Source organism: Roseomonas sp. KE2513, from assembly GCF_016107305.1.
Lineage (GTDB): Bacteria > Pseudomonadota > Alphaproteobacteria > Acetobacterales > Acetobacteraceae > Roseomonas.
This window is the reverse complement of sequence record NZ_RCVR01000017.1, coordinates 57,848-75,175: the sequence shown is the minus strand read 5'-3', so window position 1 is coordinate 75,175 and position 17,328 is coordinate 57,848. Positions and strand designations below refer to the sequence as shown.

The following is a 17,328-nucleotide window of genomic DNA, read 5'->3' as shown; positions in this document are numbered from 1 at the left end:
GCTCCAATCTCCCTCCGCGGGCATGAACCGCGCCCATGTCGCACGTCCTCACCCTCGTCGCACCCCCGGGGCAGCTCCCGCCCACCCTTCCCGCCCGCGCGCGGGAGGCCATCGCCGCCCTTGGCGCCGATCCGGGCGCGCCGGACTGGCTGGCTGAAGCGGAGGCCGCCGACCTGCCCTTCACGGGCCTCAACCCCGAGCAGGCGGTGGCCGCGGTGCGCGCCGCGATCGGCGAGGCCCCCGTGGACGCCATTGCCCAGCCCGTCGAGGGTCGGCGCAAGGCGCTGCTCATCGCCGACATGGACAGCACAATCGTCACCTCGGAAACGCTCGACGAGCTCGCCGCCTATGCCGGGCTGAAGGAGCGCGTGGCGGAGATCACGCGCCGCAGCATGAACGGGGAGATCGACTTCGCCACTGCCCTGCGGGAAAGGGTGGCCATGCTGAAGGGCCTTCGGCTGGACGCTCTCGAAGCCACCTGGAAGGGAACGCATCTCATGCCCGGCGCCCGCGCGCTGGTGCGCACGATGGTCGCGAACGGCGCCCACTGCGCCCTTGCGTCCGGTGGCTTCACCTTCTTCACGCGGAGGGTGGCCGAGCTCTGCGGCTTCTTGAGCCACCACGCGAACGTGCTGCTCGACGACGGCGCGGCGCTGACGGGGATGGTCGCCGAGCCGGTCTTCGACCGGGACGCGAAGCTCGCCACCCTCACCGCGCTGGCCGCGGAGAAGCGGCTGCCGCTCTCGGCGACGCTCGCCGTTGGGGACGGCGCGAACGACCTCGCGATGATCGGCGCGGCGGGGCTCGGCATCGCCTACCACGCTAAGCCGGTGGTCGCCGCGGCGGCGCGGGCGCGGGTGGACCACAACGACCTACGCGCCCTGCTCTATGCCCAGGGCTACCGGGCGGCGGGAATTGCGGCCGACTAGAGCGAGCGCAGCGCGGCGCAGACGCGCTCCACCTGGGCGTCGGTGATCTCGGGGAAGATCGGCAGGCTCATCACCTCCCCCGCCGCCCGGGCGGTCTCGGTGCAGCTGGCGGGGCCGAGGGCGGTGCGGCCCTTGTAGGCAGCCTGCTCGTGCACCGGCACGGGGTAGTGGATGGCAGTCGCCACGCCCTGCACCCGCAGGCGCTCCATCACCGCCTCGCGGTTCGGCACGCGCAGCACGTATTGGTGGAACACGTGCTCCACGCCCACGGCGCGATAGGGGGCGGCAAAGGGGCCATCGGTCAGGGCGGCGTCATAGGCGGCGGCGACCTCGCGGCGGCGGGTGTTGCCGGCGTCGAGCAGCGGCAGGCGCACGCGTAGGATCGCGGCCTGCATCTCGTCCAGCCGGCTGTTCACGCCGGGCTCGTCCGATATGTAGCGGCGGTGCCAGCCGTACTGGCGGATGGCACCCATGCGCGTGGCCAGCGCGGCATCGGACGTTGCGGTGATGCCGGCATCCCCCAACGCGCCGAGGTTCTTTGTTGGATAGAGGCTAAAGGCCGCGGCATCCCCAATCGTGCCGAGCATCCGGCCGTGGAGGCGCCCGCCATGGGCCTGGGCCACGTCCTCCACCACGGCGATGCCTGCGGCCTGGCAGGGACCCACGATCGCGTCCATGTCGCAGGCATGGCCGTAGATGTGCACGGGGATCACGGCGCGGATCGGCGGCAGGCCGGGGGGCGGGCTGCGCAGGACCTCCAGCAGCTCGGCCGCGTCGATGCAGAAGGTGCGTGGATCGATGTCGATCAGCAGCGGCGTCGCACCGACCATCTCGATCGCGGCGACCGTGGCGACCGCGGTGTGGGAGACGGTCGCGACCGTGCAGCCCGGCCCGATGCCGAGGCCGCGGAGAACAAGGGCGATGGCATCCGTGCCGTTCGCACAGCCCACCGCCGTCATGCCGGGCCCGCCGACGGAGAGCCAGCCGGCGAATTCCCGCTCGAAGGCGGCGCCCTCCTGGCCGAGGATGTACCAGCCGCTGGCCAGCACCCGCGCCACGGCCGCGTCGATCGCCTCCTTGTGCGCCCGATAGGCGGCGCCGAGATCGGCCTGGGGAACAGTGACATCCTGTGCGTTCATCGGGGCAGGCCTCAGATCTCGTCGGCGAGGTAGGCGGCAAGGCGGGGGCGGAACCAGTCCACCGTGCGGCGCAGCCCCTCGGCCAGCGCGACGCGCGGGGCCCATCCGGTCAACGCCCGGAAGGCGGAATCGTCGGCGTGGTAGGAGCCGATGTCGATGGCCGCGCGCTCGGCCGGAAAGGTCTTGAGGAGGTAGCTCCCCTCCCCGGCTGCCGCCACCATCGCGTCGCCCAAGGACTGGAGGCTCACCGGGGCATCCCCGCCGAGATTGAAGGGCCGGCCCGCCGCGCCGCCGGGCGTCTCAAGCGCGAGAGCGGCGGCAAGGAAGGCCGCCACCACGTCATCGACATAGGAGAAATCGCGCAGCTGCTCGCCGCCCCAGACCTCGAAGGGCTGCCCTTCCAGCACGCGGCGCACCCAGATGCCAAGGAAGGTCTGGCGGGCATCCACCACGCGCATCCGGGGCCCGTAGCAATTCGTCAGGCGCAGGGCCGTCACCGGCCGCCCATGCACCCGGTTCTCCAGCAGCCAGTACTGCTCCGCCGCGAATTTCGACACGCCGTTGGCGTCGGGCGGCACGATCGGGTGGTCCTCGGCCACGGGCAGGCTCCGCGGGCGGCCGTAGAACTGGCGGGTGGAGGCGTGCACCACGCGGGCCAGCGGTGCCGCCTCGCGCAGCGCCGCGATCAGCCTTAGCTGGGCATGGCCGTTTATCGCGAGGTCCGTGAAGGGATCGGCCTGGCTGCCCGCATGGCTCGTCTGCCCTGCCATGTTGAAGAGGACATCAACGCCCTCGGCCAGCGGGTGCAGGTCCATGTCCCGCAGGTCGCCTTCGACTAGGCGCGCGCCGCTGCCGTCGAGGTTGCGCCGGCGGGCACCGGTGCCGGGCATGAGCGCGTCGAGCGCCACGACCTCCGCCCCCGCCTCTCCCAGCGCCTGGCAGAGCGCGGAGCCGAGGAAGCCCGCTCCGCCCGTGACCAGAACCCGCCTGCCGTGCCAAACCCCGCTCATCGCCGCCCCTTGCACCGCGCCGGCTGCCCGGCATCGCCCATCCTGGCCGTTGGCCGGGGCGGAAGAGGGACCGAATTGCGGCGACGGCCGGGCACTGTCCAGGGGGTGCCTTGCCGGAACGGCGGGCTCATGACCCTCCCTCGCCCGGACCGTCTCCGGAGGAGAGGCGGCTGCGGGTGATCTCATAGAAGCCGAAGAGAAGGAGGATCTGCCCCGCCAACACCTCCACCGCCGCCAGCAGCCGCGCCCCGTCGTCCACCGGCCAGATGTCGCCGTAGCCGACGGTGGAGATGGTCACGATGCTGAAGTGCAGGGCGTCGCGGAAATTCAGCCGCATCGGCCCGCCAGGGCCGGAGAAGAGGGCGATCTGCGAATGGCCGTCCGCGATGCGGAACAGGCAGGCGAAGACGATGGTGATGAGGGAGAAGAGCGCGGCATAGGCCGCGATCGGCACTACCAGCGCCACCACCCGCCCGCTCATCGCGTCCATCAGCTGCGCCATGTCCACCATCAGGCGGACGAGTTCCCGCACGGTGCCGGCGGCCAGCGCGCCGATCAGGCCGGCACCGCCCAGCATCACGATCCCCTGCCACAACGGCGCCAGCCGGTTGAACGGGAAGGAGAGGCTCGCCGTCGCGATGATGGCGAGCAGCAGGATGATGCGGCCGATGCGCCGCAAGTGCCGCTCGTCCGGCGTCTCGCCCTCCTCGACGATGCGGCGGAGCGAGGCCTCTCTCGCCAGCACCGCAAGGAGGAAGCTCGCCATGGGAAGGAGGAAGGCGAGGCCCACCAACGCGTCCGGCGCCTCAGGAAAAGCCGTGCGCGCGATAACCGCAAAGCGCGCGGCATAGGTCGCGAAGCCGATTGCGGCCCCGAGCGCGAAGTCGAGCCCCCTCGGAAAGACGCGAAAGAGCACCGCGAAGCCAAAGCCGGCCGTCGCCAGCACGACGATGGGGAACCAGATCCCGTCATCCCCCACCCCCAAGGCCACGAGGCCGCCAAGACCCATCGTGGCGAGGAACGGCCGTAGCCAGGCGTGCTGGCCGGTCAGGTTCATCCCGCGGGGGCCAGGGCGATGCCGGTGATCTCCACCCGCCAGGACGGGTTCACCAGCGGCGCCTGGATCGTCATCCGCGCGGGCTTTGCGCCAGGGTCGAGCCAGGCATCCCAGGCCCGGTTCATCGCGGGCGCGTCCTTGATGTCCGCCAGAATTATCTGCACCTGGAGCAGCGCGCGCTTGTCCGTGCCCGCCTCGACCAGCAGGGCGTCGATCTGGCGGAGGATGTCGGCGGTCTGCCCCTCGGCGTCGAGGGTCGCGTCGTCGGCCACCTGCCCGGCCAGGAAGACGAAGCCGCCCGCCACCGTCGCGCCGCTCAGACGCTCCTCCTCCGCCAGACGCCGGATTGCCATCATGTCCTGTCCTCACTGCCGCTTATCCTAGCGGGGCCGTTGTGCCGCCCGGCCGGGCCTGCCAGCAAGGGGCTGCGGGAAGGGATCGGCGGGGCACCCTCGCGGGGCGAGGCGCCTGCTGCCGGCGCGGGCGCGCCGTGCGGCCGCCAGCGGGCCGCGGCACGCTCAGCTCAGCGGCGGCTCGCCCTCGCCGCCGACGTGGCGGAAGCCGACGCGCATGCCGTTGGCGGGCGCCCGGTCGAGTTGCGGGTGCAGCCGGTAGCGCGCGCCGACCGCCTCGGCCGCCGCGGCGATATCGTCCTTCTCACCCTCGGTGCAGGTGATCGTCACCGTGCCGCGGGTCTCCGCCGCCTGGCGCAGCCGGTCGTCCCATTTCGAGGCCATGTCCATCTCCTTCGTCATCCTTGCGGGGATCGAAGAGAAACGCGGCAGGCGCGGGCGCGTGGCAGGCGTCCCGCTCAGCCCGCGAGATGCCGGCGCCGTAGCACCCGTGCGAGCACCCCTTCGACCGGTCCTGCGAGGACCGAGACCAGCCAGGCCAGCCCGGCTGCCAGCACCACCGCCGGCCCGGTGGGCACGTCCAGGTGATAGGAGGCGAGGATCCCCGCGACTGAGGAGAGGATGGCGATGCTGGAGGCCGCATAGGCCATGCCACCCACGCCGCGCGCCCAGTGCCGTGAGGCGACGGCGGGCAGCATCATCAGCCCGACTGCCATCAGCGTGCCCAGCGCCTGGAAGGCCGCCAGCACGTTCAGCACCACCAGCCCCATGAAGAGCATGTGCCAGAGCCCGCCGCCCGCGCGCTCGGCCGCGGCAAAGGAAGGGTCGAAGCACTCCAGCACCAGCGGCCGCCAGGCGAGGGCGAGGGCGAGGAGGGTCAGCGTCGCCACTCCGGCCATCATCAGCAGCGCCGGGTCGTCCACGCCGAGGACGCTGCCGAAGAGAAGGTTGGTCAGCTCCACCGATCCCGCGCCCATCGAGATCATCACCACGCCGAGGGCGAGCGCCACGAGGTAGAGGGCAGCGAGGGTCGAATCCTCCCGCCCGCCCGTCGCGCGGGAGAGCGCCCCGGCGCCGAGCGCCACCACCAGCCCCGCCACCAGCCCGCCGAGCGACATGGCCGTGACCGAGAGGCCCGCGACGAGGAAGCCTGCGGCGATGCCCGGCAGGATGCCGTGGGCAAGCACGTCCGCCGTCAGGCTCATCCGGCGCAACACGAGAAAGACGCCGAGCGGGGGCGCCGCGACCGAGAGCGCGAGGCAACCGACCAGCGCGCGCCGCAGGAAGCCGAACTCGGCGAAGGGCGCGATCAGGAGGTCGTAGGGAAGGGAACCGGACAGCAGGGGATCAGGCGGCCCGCTCGCAGGGCACGGCGGCGGCGTCCCAGCCCTCGGCCATCATGCGGGCGCGCATCCGATTGGCGGCGCCCAGCGCCTCCTCCGTGCCGCCCCAGGCGATGGGGTCGCGGGCGAGAAGAAGGGTTTCGGGGAATTCCCGCCGCACGAGGTCGAGGTCGTGCAGCACCGCGATGACGGTACGCCCCTGCCCGTGCCATTCCCGCACGAGGCGGAGCAGGTCGGCCGCGGTGCGCGCGTCCACGGCGTTGAAGGGCTCGTCCAACAGGATGATGGGGGCGTCCTGCACCAGCAGCCGCGCGAAGAGCAGCCGCTGGAACTGCCCTGCTGAGAGGCTGCCAACTGGCCGGCGGCTGAAGCCCCCGAGCCCGACCGCCTCCAGCGCCGTTTCCGCCCGCGCGCGCTCCGATGCGCCGATGGCGCGGAAGGCGCCGGTGCGGGACCAGTGGCCGAGCAGCGCCACGTCCAGGCAGGCAATCGGGAAGGAACGGTCGAGGGCCGACATCTGCGGCAGGAGGGCAATGCGCCCCTCCGGCCACTCGATCCGTCCCTCGTCCAGCGGGTGGAGCCCCGCGATAGCCCGCAGAAGCGTCGTCTTGCCGGCGCCGTTCGGGCCCACCACCGCCGTGAGGCTGCCGGGGGCGAACTCGCCGGAAAGATGGTGAACCGCAGGGTGGCGCTCGTGCGAGAGCGTCACGTCGCGGAGGCGAATCGCCCCGCTCACGCCGCGAGCGCCCAGGCGACCGCACCCCAGAGCAGGGCCGAAACGGCAGCGCCCCAGCCCAGCCGCGGCAGGGCGCCGGCAGCGAGCGAGAGCGGGTCTTCCAGGCGGAGGCGGCGGGTATCGGTCATGGTGTTACGACATAACATACGCCTCCCCTCCCCCGCGTTCAACGCCCGCCGGTCCCCGGGTAAGGAACGGCAGCCCTGGAGATGCAGTGGCCGGATCGCCACTCTTCGCCAGGATGGACATGACGCCCCCCAATGCCTCTCTTCTCCAACCCCCGCGGGTGGACCGTGGCGACGATGCCCTGCGGGCGCGCCTGGGCCGGCAGCGGAGGATCGCGAACGGGCTCCTCGCGGGCATGGCCGGGGTGACGCTCGGCTCCTACGCCCTGCCGCCGGGCTATGGGACCGAGCTGCTCCAGGCAGCGGGCAAGGCCGGGCTGGTGGGCGGGCTGGCGGACTGGTTCGCGGTCACTGCCCTGTTCCGCCACCCGCTGGGCCTTCCCATCCCGCACACCGCCATCATCCCGCGCGAGAAAGCACGGCTGGGCCAGGGTCTGGGCCGCTTCGTCGCCAACCATGTGCTGACCGAGGCGGAGGTGCGGCGCGTGGCTGGGCGGATCGACGCCCCTGCCCTGCTGCGCCGCTTCCTCTCGGACCCTGAGACGGTGCGCCCGATGGCCGAGGGTGTGGCGGCCGCCCTTCCCCGCATCCTGCGGTCGCTGGAGGACGGCCGGGCGCGGCGGCTCCTGTTCCGGCTGCTGCCGCGCATGGTTTCCGGCCCGGCCGCCGCCCGGCTGGTCGCGCGGGCGCTTCGCCTGCTCATGCAAGGCGGGCGGCACCAGGAGGTGTTCGACCTCGCCCTCTCCCAGTTGCGCGCCCTGATGGCGGCGAAGGAGGAGAGCCTGAAGGCCGCCATTGCCCAGCGCGTGCGGGCGGAAGGGGGCGCGCTGGTCGGTTGGATGGCCGGCGCCGCCGTGGCCCGGCGCGTCCTGTCCGCGCTGAACGCGGAACTGGAGAAGATGGACCCGGAGGACAGCGAGCTGCGTGCCGCCTTCGAAGCCTGGCTCGAAGCGGAGATCGACCGGCTGGAGAACGATCCCGGCCGGGCGGAAGCGATCTCCGCAGCCCTGCGCGGCGCCCTTTCCCACCCCGCCGTCGCCGCTTGGTTAGGCGATGCCTGGACGCGGCTGCGTGGCGCGCTGGAGGCGGATGCGGGCCGCCCCTCCGGCCGCACGGTGTCCCTGATCGCAGGTCTGTTGACGAATCTTGGCGACCTGCTGGAGCAGGACGGCGCGGCGCGGGCGCGGCTGGACCGTGGGATCGAGGCCGCCCTGCTCGCGGTGCTGCCGGCGGCGCAGGGGCGGATCGCCGGCTTCATCGGCGACGTGGTCGCGGGTTGGGACACGGCGACCGTCGTGGACAAGATCGAGCTGCGCGTGGGGCGCGACCTGCAATACGTGCGGATCAACGGCACTGTGGTCGGGGCGCTCGCAGGCGGCGCGCTCTTCGCGATCCTGCACGCGCTGTTCGGGCGCGTCTCCTTCTAGGACGGCTGTTAGCTTAGCGGCACGGCGGGCACGGTTCCCGTCTTCCGCTCCCGCAACCAGGCGATGTGACGCCGCAGCTCGTAGATGCGGTCCGCGTAGCTGTCGGGCAGCTGCAGCGCGGCAGCCTCCTTCTCCAGAGCGTCCAGCCGCGCAGCGGTGCGGATGGAGAGGCCCTTCTCGCTCTCCTCGTCCACCTTCCGCACGCGGCTGTAGATGCTCCAGAGCTGGCGCTCGATCTGCCACGTGTAGATGGGCGGTGCGATGCGGGCGAGCGGCAGCAGCAAGGTGACGAGCGGGATCAGCAGCACCCAGAGCCGCTCCACCGTGATCGCCAGCCAGAACGGCAGGTAAGTCTGCAGAAAGGAGATGCCCTTCTCGTAGAAGCGCGAGGCATCGGCCTGCAGCGGCACCTCGTGGTCCAGGCCCGACGGAAAGCGCCCCGCCGGGGCGAAGAGGGGGCGGTTCTTATGGGTGTCGCGCAGGATCCGCATCATCAGCGCGGCCACCTGCGGGTTGAGGTCGGCGCGCGCAAGCAGCGAGGCGGCCGGCGCCATCAGCGTCACGTCACCCCGCGGCAGCCCCTCGGCCAGACTGAGCGCCGCGTTGGGCAGCACGACCCGATACAGGTAAGGTAGCTGGGCCTCGTAGGCCGCAGCGCGGCTGGCGAAGTTCAACAGCGTGATCCCCGGTGCACGGACGAGGCGCTCGATCCCCGCGCTCGGCTCGGCGGCGACCAGGACCGCGGCCTGCACGTCGCCGCTGAGGAGCGCCTCCGCTGCGGCCATCCCCGCGAGCGGCACCGCTTCGACCGCCTCCGCCGGCAAGCCGTTCGCCGCCAGCAGGGCCAGCGCCAGCACCCGCGTGCCGCTTCCCTCCGGCCCTACCGCCACCCTCCGGCCGCGCAGCGCCGCGACCGGATTGCCTCCCTCCGGCGCGGAGCGGACGAACACCCAGGTCGGCTCGTAGAAAACCTGCCCGAGCGTCGCCAGCCCGGCAGCCCCAACGGAGGACGGCACGCCGCCCTGCACGAGGGCGAGGTCCACCCGTCCCTCCCGCAGGAGACGGAGGTTCTCGACCGATCCCTGCGCGGGCACCCGCTCCACCTTGAAGCGCTCGGCCTCGAGTTCCTCAGCATAGCGGTCCACCGCACGGTTATAGGCGCTGCCGGGTTCGGCGGTGATGGCGAAGCGGATGGTCTCGGGCGGCGGCGGGGAAACGAAGCGCCAAGCCACCAGCAGTCCGAGCAGCGTGGCAAGCGCCACCAGCCCCCAGGAACGGAACAAGGCTTTCAGCGCTTCCCACATAGGGGCGCAACGAGGATGCCCAGCCGCGGTTGCCGGCGGCGGGACAGTTGCGGGAAACCCGCGACACCTTCGCCACGTTGCGTCCCCGATCCACCGAGGACGGGCCCTCGCCGCGCCCGAGGGATCGCAGAACAGGAGACTTCCATGTCCCGCAAGCTGACGGTGCTCGCCGCCGCCTTCACCTTCACCGCCCTCGTCGCCGCCGCGCCGGGTGCCCATGCCCAGGCCCAGAGCGACATGGTCGCCCCGGGCGCGAACCCGGCCGCCGGCATGTCCGGCGCCCCTATGCCGCGCGGCCGCGCGATGGCGCCCGCCACCAGCGGCACGATGTCCTCCGGCACGGCCGCTTCCGATATGCCGCACAGCGGCATGCACCATCGCCGCGCGATGCGCGAGCGCCAGGCGATGCGCCGCGAGATGCGCGCCAACCGCCGCGCCGCGAACAACCCGGACGGCGCCTACATGGGCGGCGGCGGCGTCTTCGAGCGCGCCCCCGACGGCAGCCTGCGCCCCGTGATGTGAGCAGGCCCCGAGGCCGCGAGGCCCCGGGAAAGGTCGAGAAGCGCCGCCGGGCAGGTCCCGGCGGCGTTTTTCATGTCAGCGGCTCAGCAGGACGTCCGGCAGCCAGGTCACGGTGCGCGGCCAGAGCGTGATGATCGCGACCGTCACCACCAGCATGAGGAAGAACGGCAGGGACGCCTTGGCGACGGCCGTCTGCTCCCTGCCCGTCATCGTCTGCATGACGAAGAGGTTGAACCCGACCGGCGGGGTGATCTCGGCGATCTCCACGAGCAGCACGATGAAGATGCCGAACCACACGAGATCGAAGCCGGCCTGCTGGATCATCGGCACGACGATGGATGTGGTGAGCACGATCATCGAGGTGCCGTCGAGCGCGGTGCCGAGCAGCACATAGACCACGGTGAGCATCGCGATGATGCCGTAGGGCCCAAGCCCCAACCCTGCGACGGCGGTGGCGAGCGCGGCCGGGATGCCGGTCAGCGCCATCGCTTTCGTCAGGTAGGCGGCGCCTGCCAGGATGAACATGATCATGCAGGAGAGCCTCGTCGCGCCCGTCAGGCTGTCGCGGAAGCTCTCCCAGGTGAGGCAGCGCGTGACCGCCGCCAGCAGCAGGCTTCCGAGCACGCCGAAGGCTGCGGCCTCGGTCGCCGTCGCCCAGCCCACGAACATCGTGCCGATGACGCCGACGATGAGGATAGCGCACGGAATGAGCTGAGCGGATTCCCGCAACTTCTCCCGAAGCGACATCCGCGGCTCCATCGGCGGCTGCTTCTTCGGGTTCAGCAGCGCCCAGACCGCGATGTAGAGGCTGAACAGCACCATCACAATGAGGCCGGGAATGCAGCCGGCGATGAAGACCCGGACGATCGAGACCTCCGCCGCGACGGCGTAGACGACCATGATGATCGAGGGCGGGATCATGATCCCGAGCGTGCCGGAGGTGGCGAGACTGCCGATCGCCACGTCCTCGTCGTAGCCGCGGCGCTTGAGTTCCGGCAGCGCGATCTTCGACACCGTCGCGCAGGTGGCGGCGGAGGAGCCGGAGACGGAGCCGAAGATGCCGCAGGCAAGGATGTTCACGTGCAGCAGCCGGCCGGGGATGCGCCGCACCCAGGGGGCGAGGCCGTTGAACAATTCCTCGGACAGCTTCGTGCGGAACAGGATCTCGCCCATCCACACGAACATCGGCAGCGCGGCCAGTGTCCATGAGCCGGTCGCCTCCCAGAAGGCACTCGCGAGATAGGTGCCGGGCTGGGGATGGACGAAGCTGACGGCGACGAAGCCCACCAGCGCGAGGCTCATCCCGATCCAGAGCCCGCCCGCGAGGAGGAGGCCCAGCAGCAGGAGCAGCAGGCCCGAGAGTTCCAGCAATTCCATCGGGATCTATACCTCGGCCGAGAAGTCGCCGCGCGCGGCGCGCTCCTCCGCGGCGATGACGTAGTTCGGGCGCCCGCCGCGGAGCACGGTTGCCAGCTCGTCCAGCACCGCGACAAGGAGGATGCCCGCGCCGAGCGGCATGGCGAGCTTGGGGATCCAGAGCGGGATGGCGAGCGCGCCCTGGGCGACGTCCTCGATCTCGATCGAGAAGCGCACGTCGTCCGCCGTCCACCAAACGGCATAGGCGCAGCCGATGGCGGCGAGCGCCAGCGCGAGCATCTCCATGATCCGGCGCGGCCCGGGTGCAAGCTTCTCCAGCAGCAGCCCGACCCTGATCAGCTCGCCGCGCTTGAACGTCAGGGCAAGAGCGAAGAAGGTGGTCGAGACGCAGAGATAGGCGCTGATGTCGTCCGCGCCCGGAAAGGGCGTGTTGAGGAAGCGGCAGGCCACCTGCGCCATCATGACGAGGAAGATGCCGAGGAGGGACAGCGCGGCCAGCGCCGCCCCCACCGCGTAGAGGGCGTCGAGCCCGCGCCGGATCACCGGGCCGCGCTCAGGCGGCCTTGTAGGCGTCGATCAGCTTCCTGCCGTCCTCGCCGGCCTTGGCCACCCATTCGTCGGTCATGGTGGCGCTGATGCGGTTCAGACCCTCCTTAAGGGCCGCGCTCGGCTGCTCGATCTTCAGTCCGCGGGAGGCGAGCATGTCCTGCGCCTCCTTGTCGGAGGCGCGCGCCATTTCCAGCCCGCGCGCCTGCGCCTCCTTGGCGGCTTCCATGACCGCCGTGCGCTGCGCTGCCGGAAGTGCTTCCAGCGCGCGGCGGCCGACGAAAACGACGTTGTTGGTGTAGCTGAAGTTCACGGGGGTGAAGACCTTGCAGTAGTCCCAGGCCTGTGAATCGACGCCCGTCGCGGCGCTGGTGACCATGGCGTTGATCACGCCCGTCGCGAAGGCCTGCGGGACCTCGGCCGCCTGGACGAGCGTGGGGTTGGCGCCGACGAGCGTCGCGAAGCGGTTGGTCATGGTGTTGAAGGTGCGGAAGCGCGTGCCCTTCAGCGCGTCCAGGTTCTCGATCGGCGCGTTGCTGTAGAAGCCGCCGGGGGGCCAGGGCACGTTGTAGAGCATGGTGAGGCCCGTGCGCTGGAAGCGGGCCTCGATGAAGGGGCGGGACGCCGCGGCCAGCTTCACCACCGCCTCGAAGTTCGGGGCCAGCAGCGGCACGCCGTCCAGTTCGAAGAATGGATCCTCGTTGCCATAGGCGGAGATGAGGATCTCGCCGAGCTGCACCTGGCCCTGCTGCACGCCGCGCTTGATCTGCGGCATCGGCAGGAGGGAGCCGTTGGTGTGGAGCTGCACCTGCAGCGCGCCGTTCGTCGCCTTCTGGATGTCCTCCACGAAGGCCTTCACGTTGCGGGTGTGGAAATTGGTGTCCGCGTAGGGGGTGGCGAACTGCCATCGCGTCGCCGCCTGCGCGCGGGCCTCGCAGAGGGCGGCGAGGCTTGCGGCGCCGGCAGTACCGGCTGCGACGAGGTTCCGACGGGTAAGGGCCATGGGTCTGCTCCGTTGCGCGCCGGGGGTGCCGGGACGATTCCGGAAGCATCTTCGACACCGCGGCGGGGCGCGCGCAAGGGCGGGCTCGGGCCGATGGCGCCTAAGGCCGGCGAGCCGTGCCGCTTATCCGGGCAGGGCGGCGAGGCGGAGAGCCTCCGCTGCCACCTCCGCGGGCGTCAGCGCCGCGATCGGCTCCCGCCGCATCACGGAAACCTCGGCGCCACGCGGCGCGCAGCGGGCAGGGTCGCTCTCCTCGCCGAAGAGGGCAAGGGTGGGGCTGCCGGCAGCAGCGGAAAGATGGGTCGGGCCGGTGTCGTTGCCGACGACGACCGCTGCGCGCCGCGCGAGGGCCGCGAGCTGGAAAAGGCTCGTGCGGCCCGTAAGGTCGATCGCCCCAGGAGCCGCGGCCAGGATCTCCGCTGCCAGAGGCGCCTCCCCCGGTCCGCCCGCCACCACCGATGGCAGGCCGGCGGCGGAGAGGGCGGCGGCCAGTGCTCCAAAGCCCGGCCAGCGCTTCCCCGGCCGCGACGGGCTCGCGCCGGGGATCAGCAGGGCGAAACGAGGTGGCAGCGACAGCCCGGAAAGATCGGCCTCGAGCCAGGAGAGGTCCGGCGATGGGAAACGGTCGATCCCGGCGCTCCGCAGCTGTTCACGCTGCCGGTCCACCGTGTGCATCGCGTTGCGATCGGGATTCGCGTGCGGGTGGCTCGCGCCGTGCGCAACGCCGGACCACTCCGCCCGCCGCCCCACCAACAGGCGGTAGCGCGAGGAGCGCGGGGAAGTCTGCAGGTCATAGACCCGGTCGAAGCGCTCGCGCGTCAGGGTGGTGAGCAGCGCCAGCCGCCGCCGCCAGTCGGCGCCTCGCGGTCGGCCGTGGTCCCAGACCCGGTCGAACCACGGGCTACGCCGGGCCAGTTCCGTGAAGGGTGGGGTGGTGAGAAGGGTGATCTCGGCCCCCGGGTGGTGCGCACGGATGGCGGCGAAGGGCCCGAAGGCCTGCACGAAGTCACCGAGCGCGCCGAGCTTGATGACGAGAATCCGCGCGCTCACGTCAGCTCCCGGTAGACGGCCAGGGTGGCCTCCTGCATGGCGCGGGTGGTGTAGCGCGCAAGCACCGCGGCGCGGGAGGCCCGCGCCATGGCAGCGCGCGCTTCCTTCGGCAGCGAGAGGGCACGGGCAAGGGCCCCGGCTAACGCGCGCGGGTCCCCCGGCGGCACGCGCCAGCCCGTCACCCCGTCCTCCACCGTCTCCCGCGGGCCGCCGAGGTCGGAGGCGATGACAGGGCGCCCCATGGCCTGCGCCTCGATCACAGTGCGGCCGAAGGCCTCGGCGTCGGTGCTCGCGTGGATGACGAGGTCGGCCAGCAGCAGCGCGGCGGGCATGTCCTCGACCGGGCCGGGGAACCGCACCTCGATGCCGGCGGCCAGCGTCTGTAGCTCGGCGCGATAGGCTTCGCGCCCCTGGGCGTCGCCGGCGAGCACGACCAGCGGGCGGGGTTCGGGCATGAGGGAGACAGCGCGCAGGAGAACCACCTGCCCCTTCCAGCGCGTCAGCCGCCCGGGCAGCAGGACCACAGGGCGGTTGGCGGGCAGGCCCCAGGCACGGCGCAGGGCCTCGACCCGCGCGGGGTCCACGGCGGCCGGATCGAAGCGCGCCGGATCGACGCCGCGGGGGATCACCCGCAGCCGGTCCGGCCCGATGCCGTGCCGTTCCCGCACCAGAGCTGCGATGTGCTCGCTGATGGCGATCACCCGCTCGCCCCGGGACATGACGGAATTGTAGAGGCGCTTGCCCGGGAAGTCCTCGTTGTAGGTGCCATGATAGGTGGTCACGAAATGCGTGCCGGTCGCCCGCGCCGCCATCAGCGCGGACCAGGCGGGGAAGCGGCTGCGCGCGTGGACGATGCGCACCCCCTCCTCCTTAATGAGACGGCTTAGGGAGGCGGCGCCCGCGAGGAGCGCGGCGGGGTTCTTCCGGTCCAGCGGCAGGGCGATGTGGCGGGCGCCCGCAGCCTCCAGTGCCGCCACCAAGGGGCCGCCGGCGGAGGCCACCAGGGCGCGGCCGCCGGCCTCGACCAGGGCGCGCGCGATCTCCAGCGTACCGCGCTCCACCCCGCCCGCGCCGAGGGCGGGCAGCACCTGCAGGACGGTAGGCGGGGGCGCGGACATTGCGCTGCCCCTTACAAGGCGCCGGGCCGTGCGTCACCCTGGTCGCGCTTGTGCCCCTGGCCGGGGTGCGGCAAGCCCCATCCGATGAACGAGACCCGCGGTACCCTCCCCCGCCCCGACGGCACCCCCCTTGCCTGGGCCGCCGTGCCCGGCAGCGGCCCGACTGTGGTCTTCCTCGGCGGCTTTCGCTCAGACATGGAGGGCACGAAGGCGCTTCACCTGCGCGACGCCTGCGCCGCGCGCGGCCGCGCCTTCCTGCGGCTCGACTATTCCGGCCACGGTGCCAGCGGCGGGGATTTTGAGGCGGGCACCATCGGCACCTGGGCCGAGGACGCGGCGCTGGTGATTGAGGCGCAAGCGCCCGGACCGCTGGTACTGGTCGGTTCCTCCATGGGTGGCTGGATTGCGCTTCTCCTCGCGCGCCGGCTGGGCGAGGCGCGCGTGCGCGGGCTGATTGGCCTCGCCGCCGCTCCCGACTTCACGGAGGCGCTGATCCGCCCAGCCCTGACGGAGGAGCATCGCGCGACGCTTGAGCGGGCCGGCGTGCTGCGCGCCCCCTCGGCATATGGCGAGCCCATCCCGATTACCCGCCGGTTGCTGGAGGAAGGCGCCGCGCACCTCCTGCTGCCCGGCCCCATTCCCTACACCGGCCCCGTGCGGCTGCTGCAGGGCATGGCGGACCCGGACGTGCCCTGGGGGCACGCTCTGCGCCTCGTGGAGGCCCTGCCCGGCCCGGACGTGGAGCTGATCCTCATCAAGGACGGCGACCACCGCCTCTCGCGCCCGCACGATCTCGCGCTGCTGCTGCGCGTGCTGGAGGCGATCCCCGTCTAGTCGCCGCCCCGCAGCAGCGTCGCGAGGGCCGGGGAGAGGCCGACTGAATCCCGCCCGCGCACCGGTGCCATCGGTCCTTGCCGCGCGCGGGGCGGAGCGAGCGCGACGAGGGTCTCCGCCATCCGCACCCCGCAGATGATCCCGTCGAGCAGGGGCACGGGCGATGCGGCGCGCAGCGCCGGCTCCATCCCCGCGAGCGCCGCGCCGCCGAGCACGACGCTGTCCGCCCCGCCCGCTGCCAGCGCCACCACTCCCTGCGCCACCGCGCGCACCGCGCCCTCGGGGTCGGCCAGGGCGCGCTGAGGGGTGAAGTCCACGCCGATGAGGCCGGAAAGCCGGCCGGAGAGGCCGTGGCGCTCGATCAGCAGGCGGTAGGCTTCCGTCCCGCCGAAGGTCACCAGCCCAAAGCGGTTGCCGAGCATGCAGGCGGTCAGGCAGGCGGCTTCCGTCATGCCAACCACCGGGCAGGGCATGAGCTGGCGCGCGGCATCGAGCGCCGTGTCGAGGGAGACGGCCAGCACCACCGCATCCACCGCCCCCGCGTGCTCGGCCAGCAGATCGAGCACGCCATGGGCCGCGATCGCGTTCTCCAGCAGGGAGGAGATGACGGCCGGGCCGAAGCGCGGCGTGCCCGGCACGATCTCGGTGCCCGTCGAGGCCGTGGCGCGCGCCGCCTCCGCGCAGCGCTCGGTGATGGCCTCGGTGGTGTTGGCGTTGGCCAGGAGGATTCGCATAGCCCTATGCGAGCCCGGCGAAGGCCGCGCTGTCCAGCCGCGAGGGATCGGCCCGGCACGCGGCCGCGATGGCACCGGGCACCCGGTCCGCCCAGACGAGGAAGGGGTTGAGGGCGAGGATGTCGCCGGTGCGAAGGCTCAGCGCGAGACCCTCGCCCAGCGCCTCCGGCAGGGCCGAGGGCAGGCGATCCGGCGGCAACACCGCGTCGTCCCAGCGGGCGGCGAAAATACCGCCGTCATGGCAGAAGACCGGCACGGGGGGCTCCCCGCGCGCCTCGTATAGCGCAGCTAGGGCGGCGCGGTCGCTGCGGAGGAGGGCGTTGTGCACGCCCGCCGCGGCGCGCAGCACGGTCAAAGCCGGCGCGGTCGCGCGCAGCAGCAGCACGTCGCAGGCCTCCACATGCCGCGTGCCCGTGCTGGGGCCGGGCGGAACGGGCGTCCCGAGCCGCGCGGTCAGGGTCTGAAGTGGCGCCGCCGGGTCCTCCCCCATGGGCAGGCCGCGCAGCAGGGCGAAGCCGCGGCCGTGGTCCAGCCGGGGGCGCAGTTCCTCCGCCAGCGCGTCGAGCCGCGGGGTGGGGCCGGAACCAGCCAGCTCCGCGGCGTGCTCGGCGCCGAGCGGGATCATCTGCTCGCTCGGCGGAAGGTCGGCGGGAAGCCAGGCCAGCGTGCCGGCAATCGGCACCAGGCGGCGCGGGACGACGTTCAGGGGGTCACTCATCCG

At 72.2% G+C, this 17,328-nt stretch carries 20 protein-coding genes; 4 read left to right on the top strand and 16 right to left on the bottom strand.

The annotated features are described in order from the left end of the window. The first annotated feature begins 35 nt into the window (after positions 1–35). Complete coding sequence (serB, locus tag D9599_RS17575) at positions 36–929, top strand: phosphoserine phosphatase SerB (RefSeq protein WP_198382578.1); 894 nt, start codon at positions 36–38, stop codon at positions 927–929. On the opposite strand, the gene D9599_RS17570 is transcribed toward serB, so the two are convergent. From D9599_RS17570 to D9599_RS31965, 8 genes are all read right to left on the bottom strand, one after another. Next, the gene (locus D9599_RS17570; protein WP_198382577.1) at positions 926–2,068 is read right to left on the bottom strand and encodes a DegT/DnrJ/EryC1/StrS aminotransferase family protein; all 1,143 of its coding nucleotides are present in this window, start codon (positions 2,066–2,068) and stop codon (positions 926–928) included. The two genes, serB and D9599_RS17570, sit on opposite strands and share 4 nt — an antisense overlap. 11 nt (positions 2,069–2,079) lie before the next feature. Then, positions 2,080–3,078 carry an NAD(P)-dependent oxidoreductase gene (locus tag D9599_RS17565; RefSeq protein WP_198382576.1) on the bottom strand — a complete coding sequence of 333 codons (999 nt, stop codon included), beginning with the start codon at positions 3,076–3,078 and terminating at the stop codon, positions 2,080–2,082. Between the two features lie 127 nt (positions 3,079–3,205). Further along, positions 3,206–4,135, bottom strand: coding sequence for a potassium channel family protein (locus D9599_RS17560; protein ID WP_198382575.1), 930 nt, complete (start codon positions 4,133–4,135; stop codon positions 3,206–3,208). After that, positions 4,132–4,488, bottom strand: coding sequence for a RidA family protein (locus tag D9599_RS17555; RefSeq protein WP_198382629.1), 357 nt, complete (start codon positions 4,486–4,488; stop codon positions 4,132–4,134). Before D9599_RS17555 ends, D9599_RS17560 begins: the two co-directional genes overlap by 4 nt. A 165-nt stretch (positions 4,489–4,653) precedes the next feature. Next, positions 4,654–4,878: a hypothetical protein gene (locus D9599_RS17550; RefSeq protein ID WP_198382574.1), complete on the bottom strand. Its 225-nt coding sequence runs from the start codon at positions 4,876–4,878 to the stop codon at positions 4,654–4,656. 68 nt (positions 4,879–4,946) lie between these two features. Next, positions 4,947–5,828 carry a metal ABC transporter permease gene (locus D9599_RS17545; protein ID WP_232480633.1) on the bottom strand — a complete coding sequence of 294 codons (882 nt, stop codon included), beginning with the start codon at positions 5,826–5,828 and terminating at the stop codon, positions 4,947–4,949. A 7-nt stretch (positions 5,829–5,835) separates the two neighbouring features. After that, positions 5,836–6,567, bottom strand: coding sequence for a metal ABC transporter ATP-binding protein (locus D9599_RS17540; RefSeq protein ID WP_198382573.1), 732 nt, complete (start codon positions 6,565–6,567; stop codon positions 5,836–5,838). Beyond that, entirely contained in the window at positions 6,564–6,695 is a 132-nt protein-coding gene (locus tag D9599_RS31965) for a hypothetical protein (RefSeq protein WP_255531598.1), read from the bottom strand. Before D9599_RS31965 ends, D9599_RS17540 begins: the two co-directional genes overlap by 4 nt. A 119-nt stretch (positions 6,696–6,814) precedes the next feature. Here D9599_RS31965 and D9599_RS17535 point away from each other — a divergent pair, with 119 nt between their 5' ends. Further along, positions 6,815–8,119, top strand: coding sequence for a DUF445 domain-containing protein (locus D9599_RS17535; protein WP_198382572.1), 1,305 nt, complete (start codon positions 6,815–6,817; stop codon positions 8,117–8,119). An 8-nt stretch (positions 8,120–8,127) separates the two neighbouring features. Here D9599_RS17535 and D9599_RS17530 read toward each other — a convergent pair whose 3' ends face one another. Next, positions 8,128–9,402 carry a TAXI family TRAP transporter solute-binding subunit gene (locus D9599_RS17530; protein WP_198382571.1) on the bottom strand — a complete coding sequence of 425 codons (1,275 nt, stop codon included), beginning with the start codon at positions 9,400–9,402 and terminating at the stop codon, positions 8,128–8,130. Positions 9,403–9,567: 165 nt separating this feature from the next. Between D9599_RS17530 and D9599_RS17525 the strand changes: the two genes are divergently transcribed. After that, a complete protein-coding gene (locus D9599_RS17525) occupies positions 9,568–9,945 on the top strand; it encodes a hypothetical protein (protein WP_198382570.1) in 378 nt (125 codons plus the stop codon). 75 nt (positions 9,946–10,020) lie between these two features. On the opposite strand, the gene D9599_RS17520 is transcribed toward D9599_RS17525, so the two are convergent. The 5 genes from D9599_RS17520 to D9599_RS17500 form a co-directional block, all read right to left on the bottom strand. Further along, entirely contained in the window at positions 10,021–11,322 is a 1,302-nt protein-coding gene (locus tag D9599_RS17520; protein WP_043833603.1) for a TRAP transporter large permease, read from the bottom strand. Positions 11,323–11,328: 6 nt separating this feature from the next. Next, on the bottom strand, positions 11,329–11,865 hold the full coding sequence (locus D9599_RS17515; protein ID WP_198382569.1) for a TRAP transporter small permease: 537 nt from the start codon (positions 11,863–11,865) through the stop codon (positions 11,329–11,331). Between the two features lie 10 nt (positions 11,866–11,875). Next, entirely contained in the window at positions 11,876–12,871 is a 996-nt protein-coding gene (locus D9599_RS17510; protein ID WP_198382568.1) for a TRAP transporter substrate-binding protein, read from the bottom strand. A 123-nt stretch (positions 12,872–12,994) separates the two neighbouring features. After that, complete coding sequence (locus tag D9599_RS17505) at positions 12,995–13,921, bottom strand: glycosyltransferase family 9 protein (protein WP_198382567.1); 927 nt, start codon at positions 13,919–13,921, stop codon at positions 12,995–12,997. Continuing rightward, complete coding sequence (locus D9599_RS17500; protein ID WP_198382566.1) at positions 13,918–15,039, bottom strand: glycosyltransferase family 4 protein; 1,122 nt, start codon at positions 15,037–15,039, stop codon at positions 13,918–13,920. Before D9599_RS17500 ends, D9599_RS17505 begins: the two co-directional genes overlap by 4 nt. Positions 15,040–15,123: 84 nt before the next feature. Between D9599_RS17500 and D9599_RS17495 the strand changes: the two genes are divergently transcribed. Continuing rightward, positions 15,124–15,873 (top strand): alpha/beta hydrolase, encoded by a 750-nt coding sequence (locus D9599_RS17495; RefSeq protein ID WP_198382565.1) that lies wholly within the window; start codon positions 15,124–15,126, stop codon positions 15,871–15,873. On the opposite strand, the gene D9599_RS17490 is transcribed toward D9599_RS17495, so the two are convergent. After that, positions 15,870–16,607, bottom strand: coding sequence for an aspartate/glutamate racemase family protein (locus tag D9599_RS17490; protein WP_198382564.1), 738 nt, complete (start codon positions 16,605–16,607; stop codon positions 15,870–15,872). The two genes, D9599_RS17495 and D9599_RS17490, sit on opposite strands and share 4 nt — an antisense overlap. A 4-nt stretch (positions 16,608–16,611) precedes the next feature. Continuing rightward, positions 16,612–17,325 carry a hypothetical protein gene (locus D9599_RS17485; protein WP_198382563.1) on the bottom strand — a complete coding sequence of 238 codons (714 nt, stop codon included), beginning with the start codon at positions 17,323–17,325 and terminating at the stop codon, positions 16,612–16,614. Positions 17,326–17,328 lie beyond the last annotated feature (3 nt).

What these genes read in the sequence shown, in the direction of transcription:
- D9599_RS17555 (WP_198382629.1), bottom strand. Translation starts at nt 4,488, where the DNA reads ATGGCAATCCGGCGTCTGGCGGAGGAGGAGCGTCTGAGCGGCGCGACG.
- D9599_RS17570 (WP_198382577.1), bottom strand. Translation starts at nt 2,068, where the DNA reads ATGAACGCACAGGATGTCACTGTTCCCCAGGCCGATCTCGGCGCCGCC.
- D9599_RS17490 (WP_198382564.1), bottom strand. Translation starts at nt 16,607, where the DNA reads ATGCGAATCCTCCTGGCCAACGCCAACACCACCGAGGCCATCACCGAG.
- D9599_RS31965 (WP_255531598.1), bottom strand. Translation starts at nt 6,695, where the DNA reads ATGACCGATACCCGCCGCCTCCGCCTGGAAGACCCGCTCTCGCTCGCT.
- D9599_RS17525 (WP_198382570.1), top strand. Translation starts at nt 9,568, where the DNA reads ATGTCCCGCAAGCTGACGGTGCTCGCCGCCGCCTTCACCTTCACCGCC.
- D9599_RS17520 (WP_043833603.1), bottom strand. Translation starts at nt 11,322, where the DNA reads ATGGAATTGCTGGAACTCTCGGGCCTGCTGCTCCTGCTGCTGGGCCTC.
- D9599_RS17510 (WP_198382568.1), bottom strand. Translation starts at nt 12,871, where the DNA reads ATGGCCCTTACCCGTCGGAACCTCGTCGCAGCCGGTACTGCCGGCGCC.
- D9599_RS17550 (WP_198382574.1), bottom strand. Translation starts at nt 4,878, where the DNA reads ATGGACATGGCCTCGAAATGGGACGACCGGCTGCGCCAGGCGGCGGAG.
- D9599_RS17495 (WP_198382565.1), top strand. Translation starts at nt 15,124, where the DNA reads ATGAACGAGACCCGCGGTACCCTCCCCCGCCCCGACGGCACCCCCCTT.
- D9599_RS17485 (WP_198382563.1), bottom strand. Translation starts at nt 17,325, where the DNA reads ATGAGTGACCCCCTGAACGTCGTCCCGCGCCGCCTGGTGCCGATTGCC.
- D9599_RS17565 (WP_198382576.1), bottom strand. Translation starts at nt 3,078, where the DNA reads ATGAGCGGGGTTTGGCACGGCAGGCGGGTTCTGGTCACGGGCGGAGCG.
- D9599_RS17560 (WP_198382575.1), bottom strand. Translation starts at nt 4,135, where the DNA reads ATGAACCTGACCGGCCAGCACGCCTGGCTACGGCCGTTCCTCGCCACG.
- D9599_RS17500 (WP_198382566.1), bottom strand. Translation starts at nt 15,039, where the DNA reads ATGTCCGCGCCCCCGCCTACCGTCCTGCAGGTGCTGCCCGCCCTCGGC.
- D9599_RS17535 (WP_198382572.1), top strand. Translation starts at nt 6,815, where the DNA reads ATGACGCCCCCCAATGCCTCTCTTCTCCAACCCCCGCGGGTGGACCGT.
- serB (WP_198382578.1), top strand. Translation starts at nt 36, where the DNA reads ATGTCGCACGTCCTCACCCTCGTCGCACCCCCGGGGCAGCTCCCGCCC.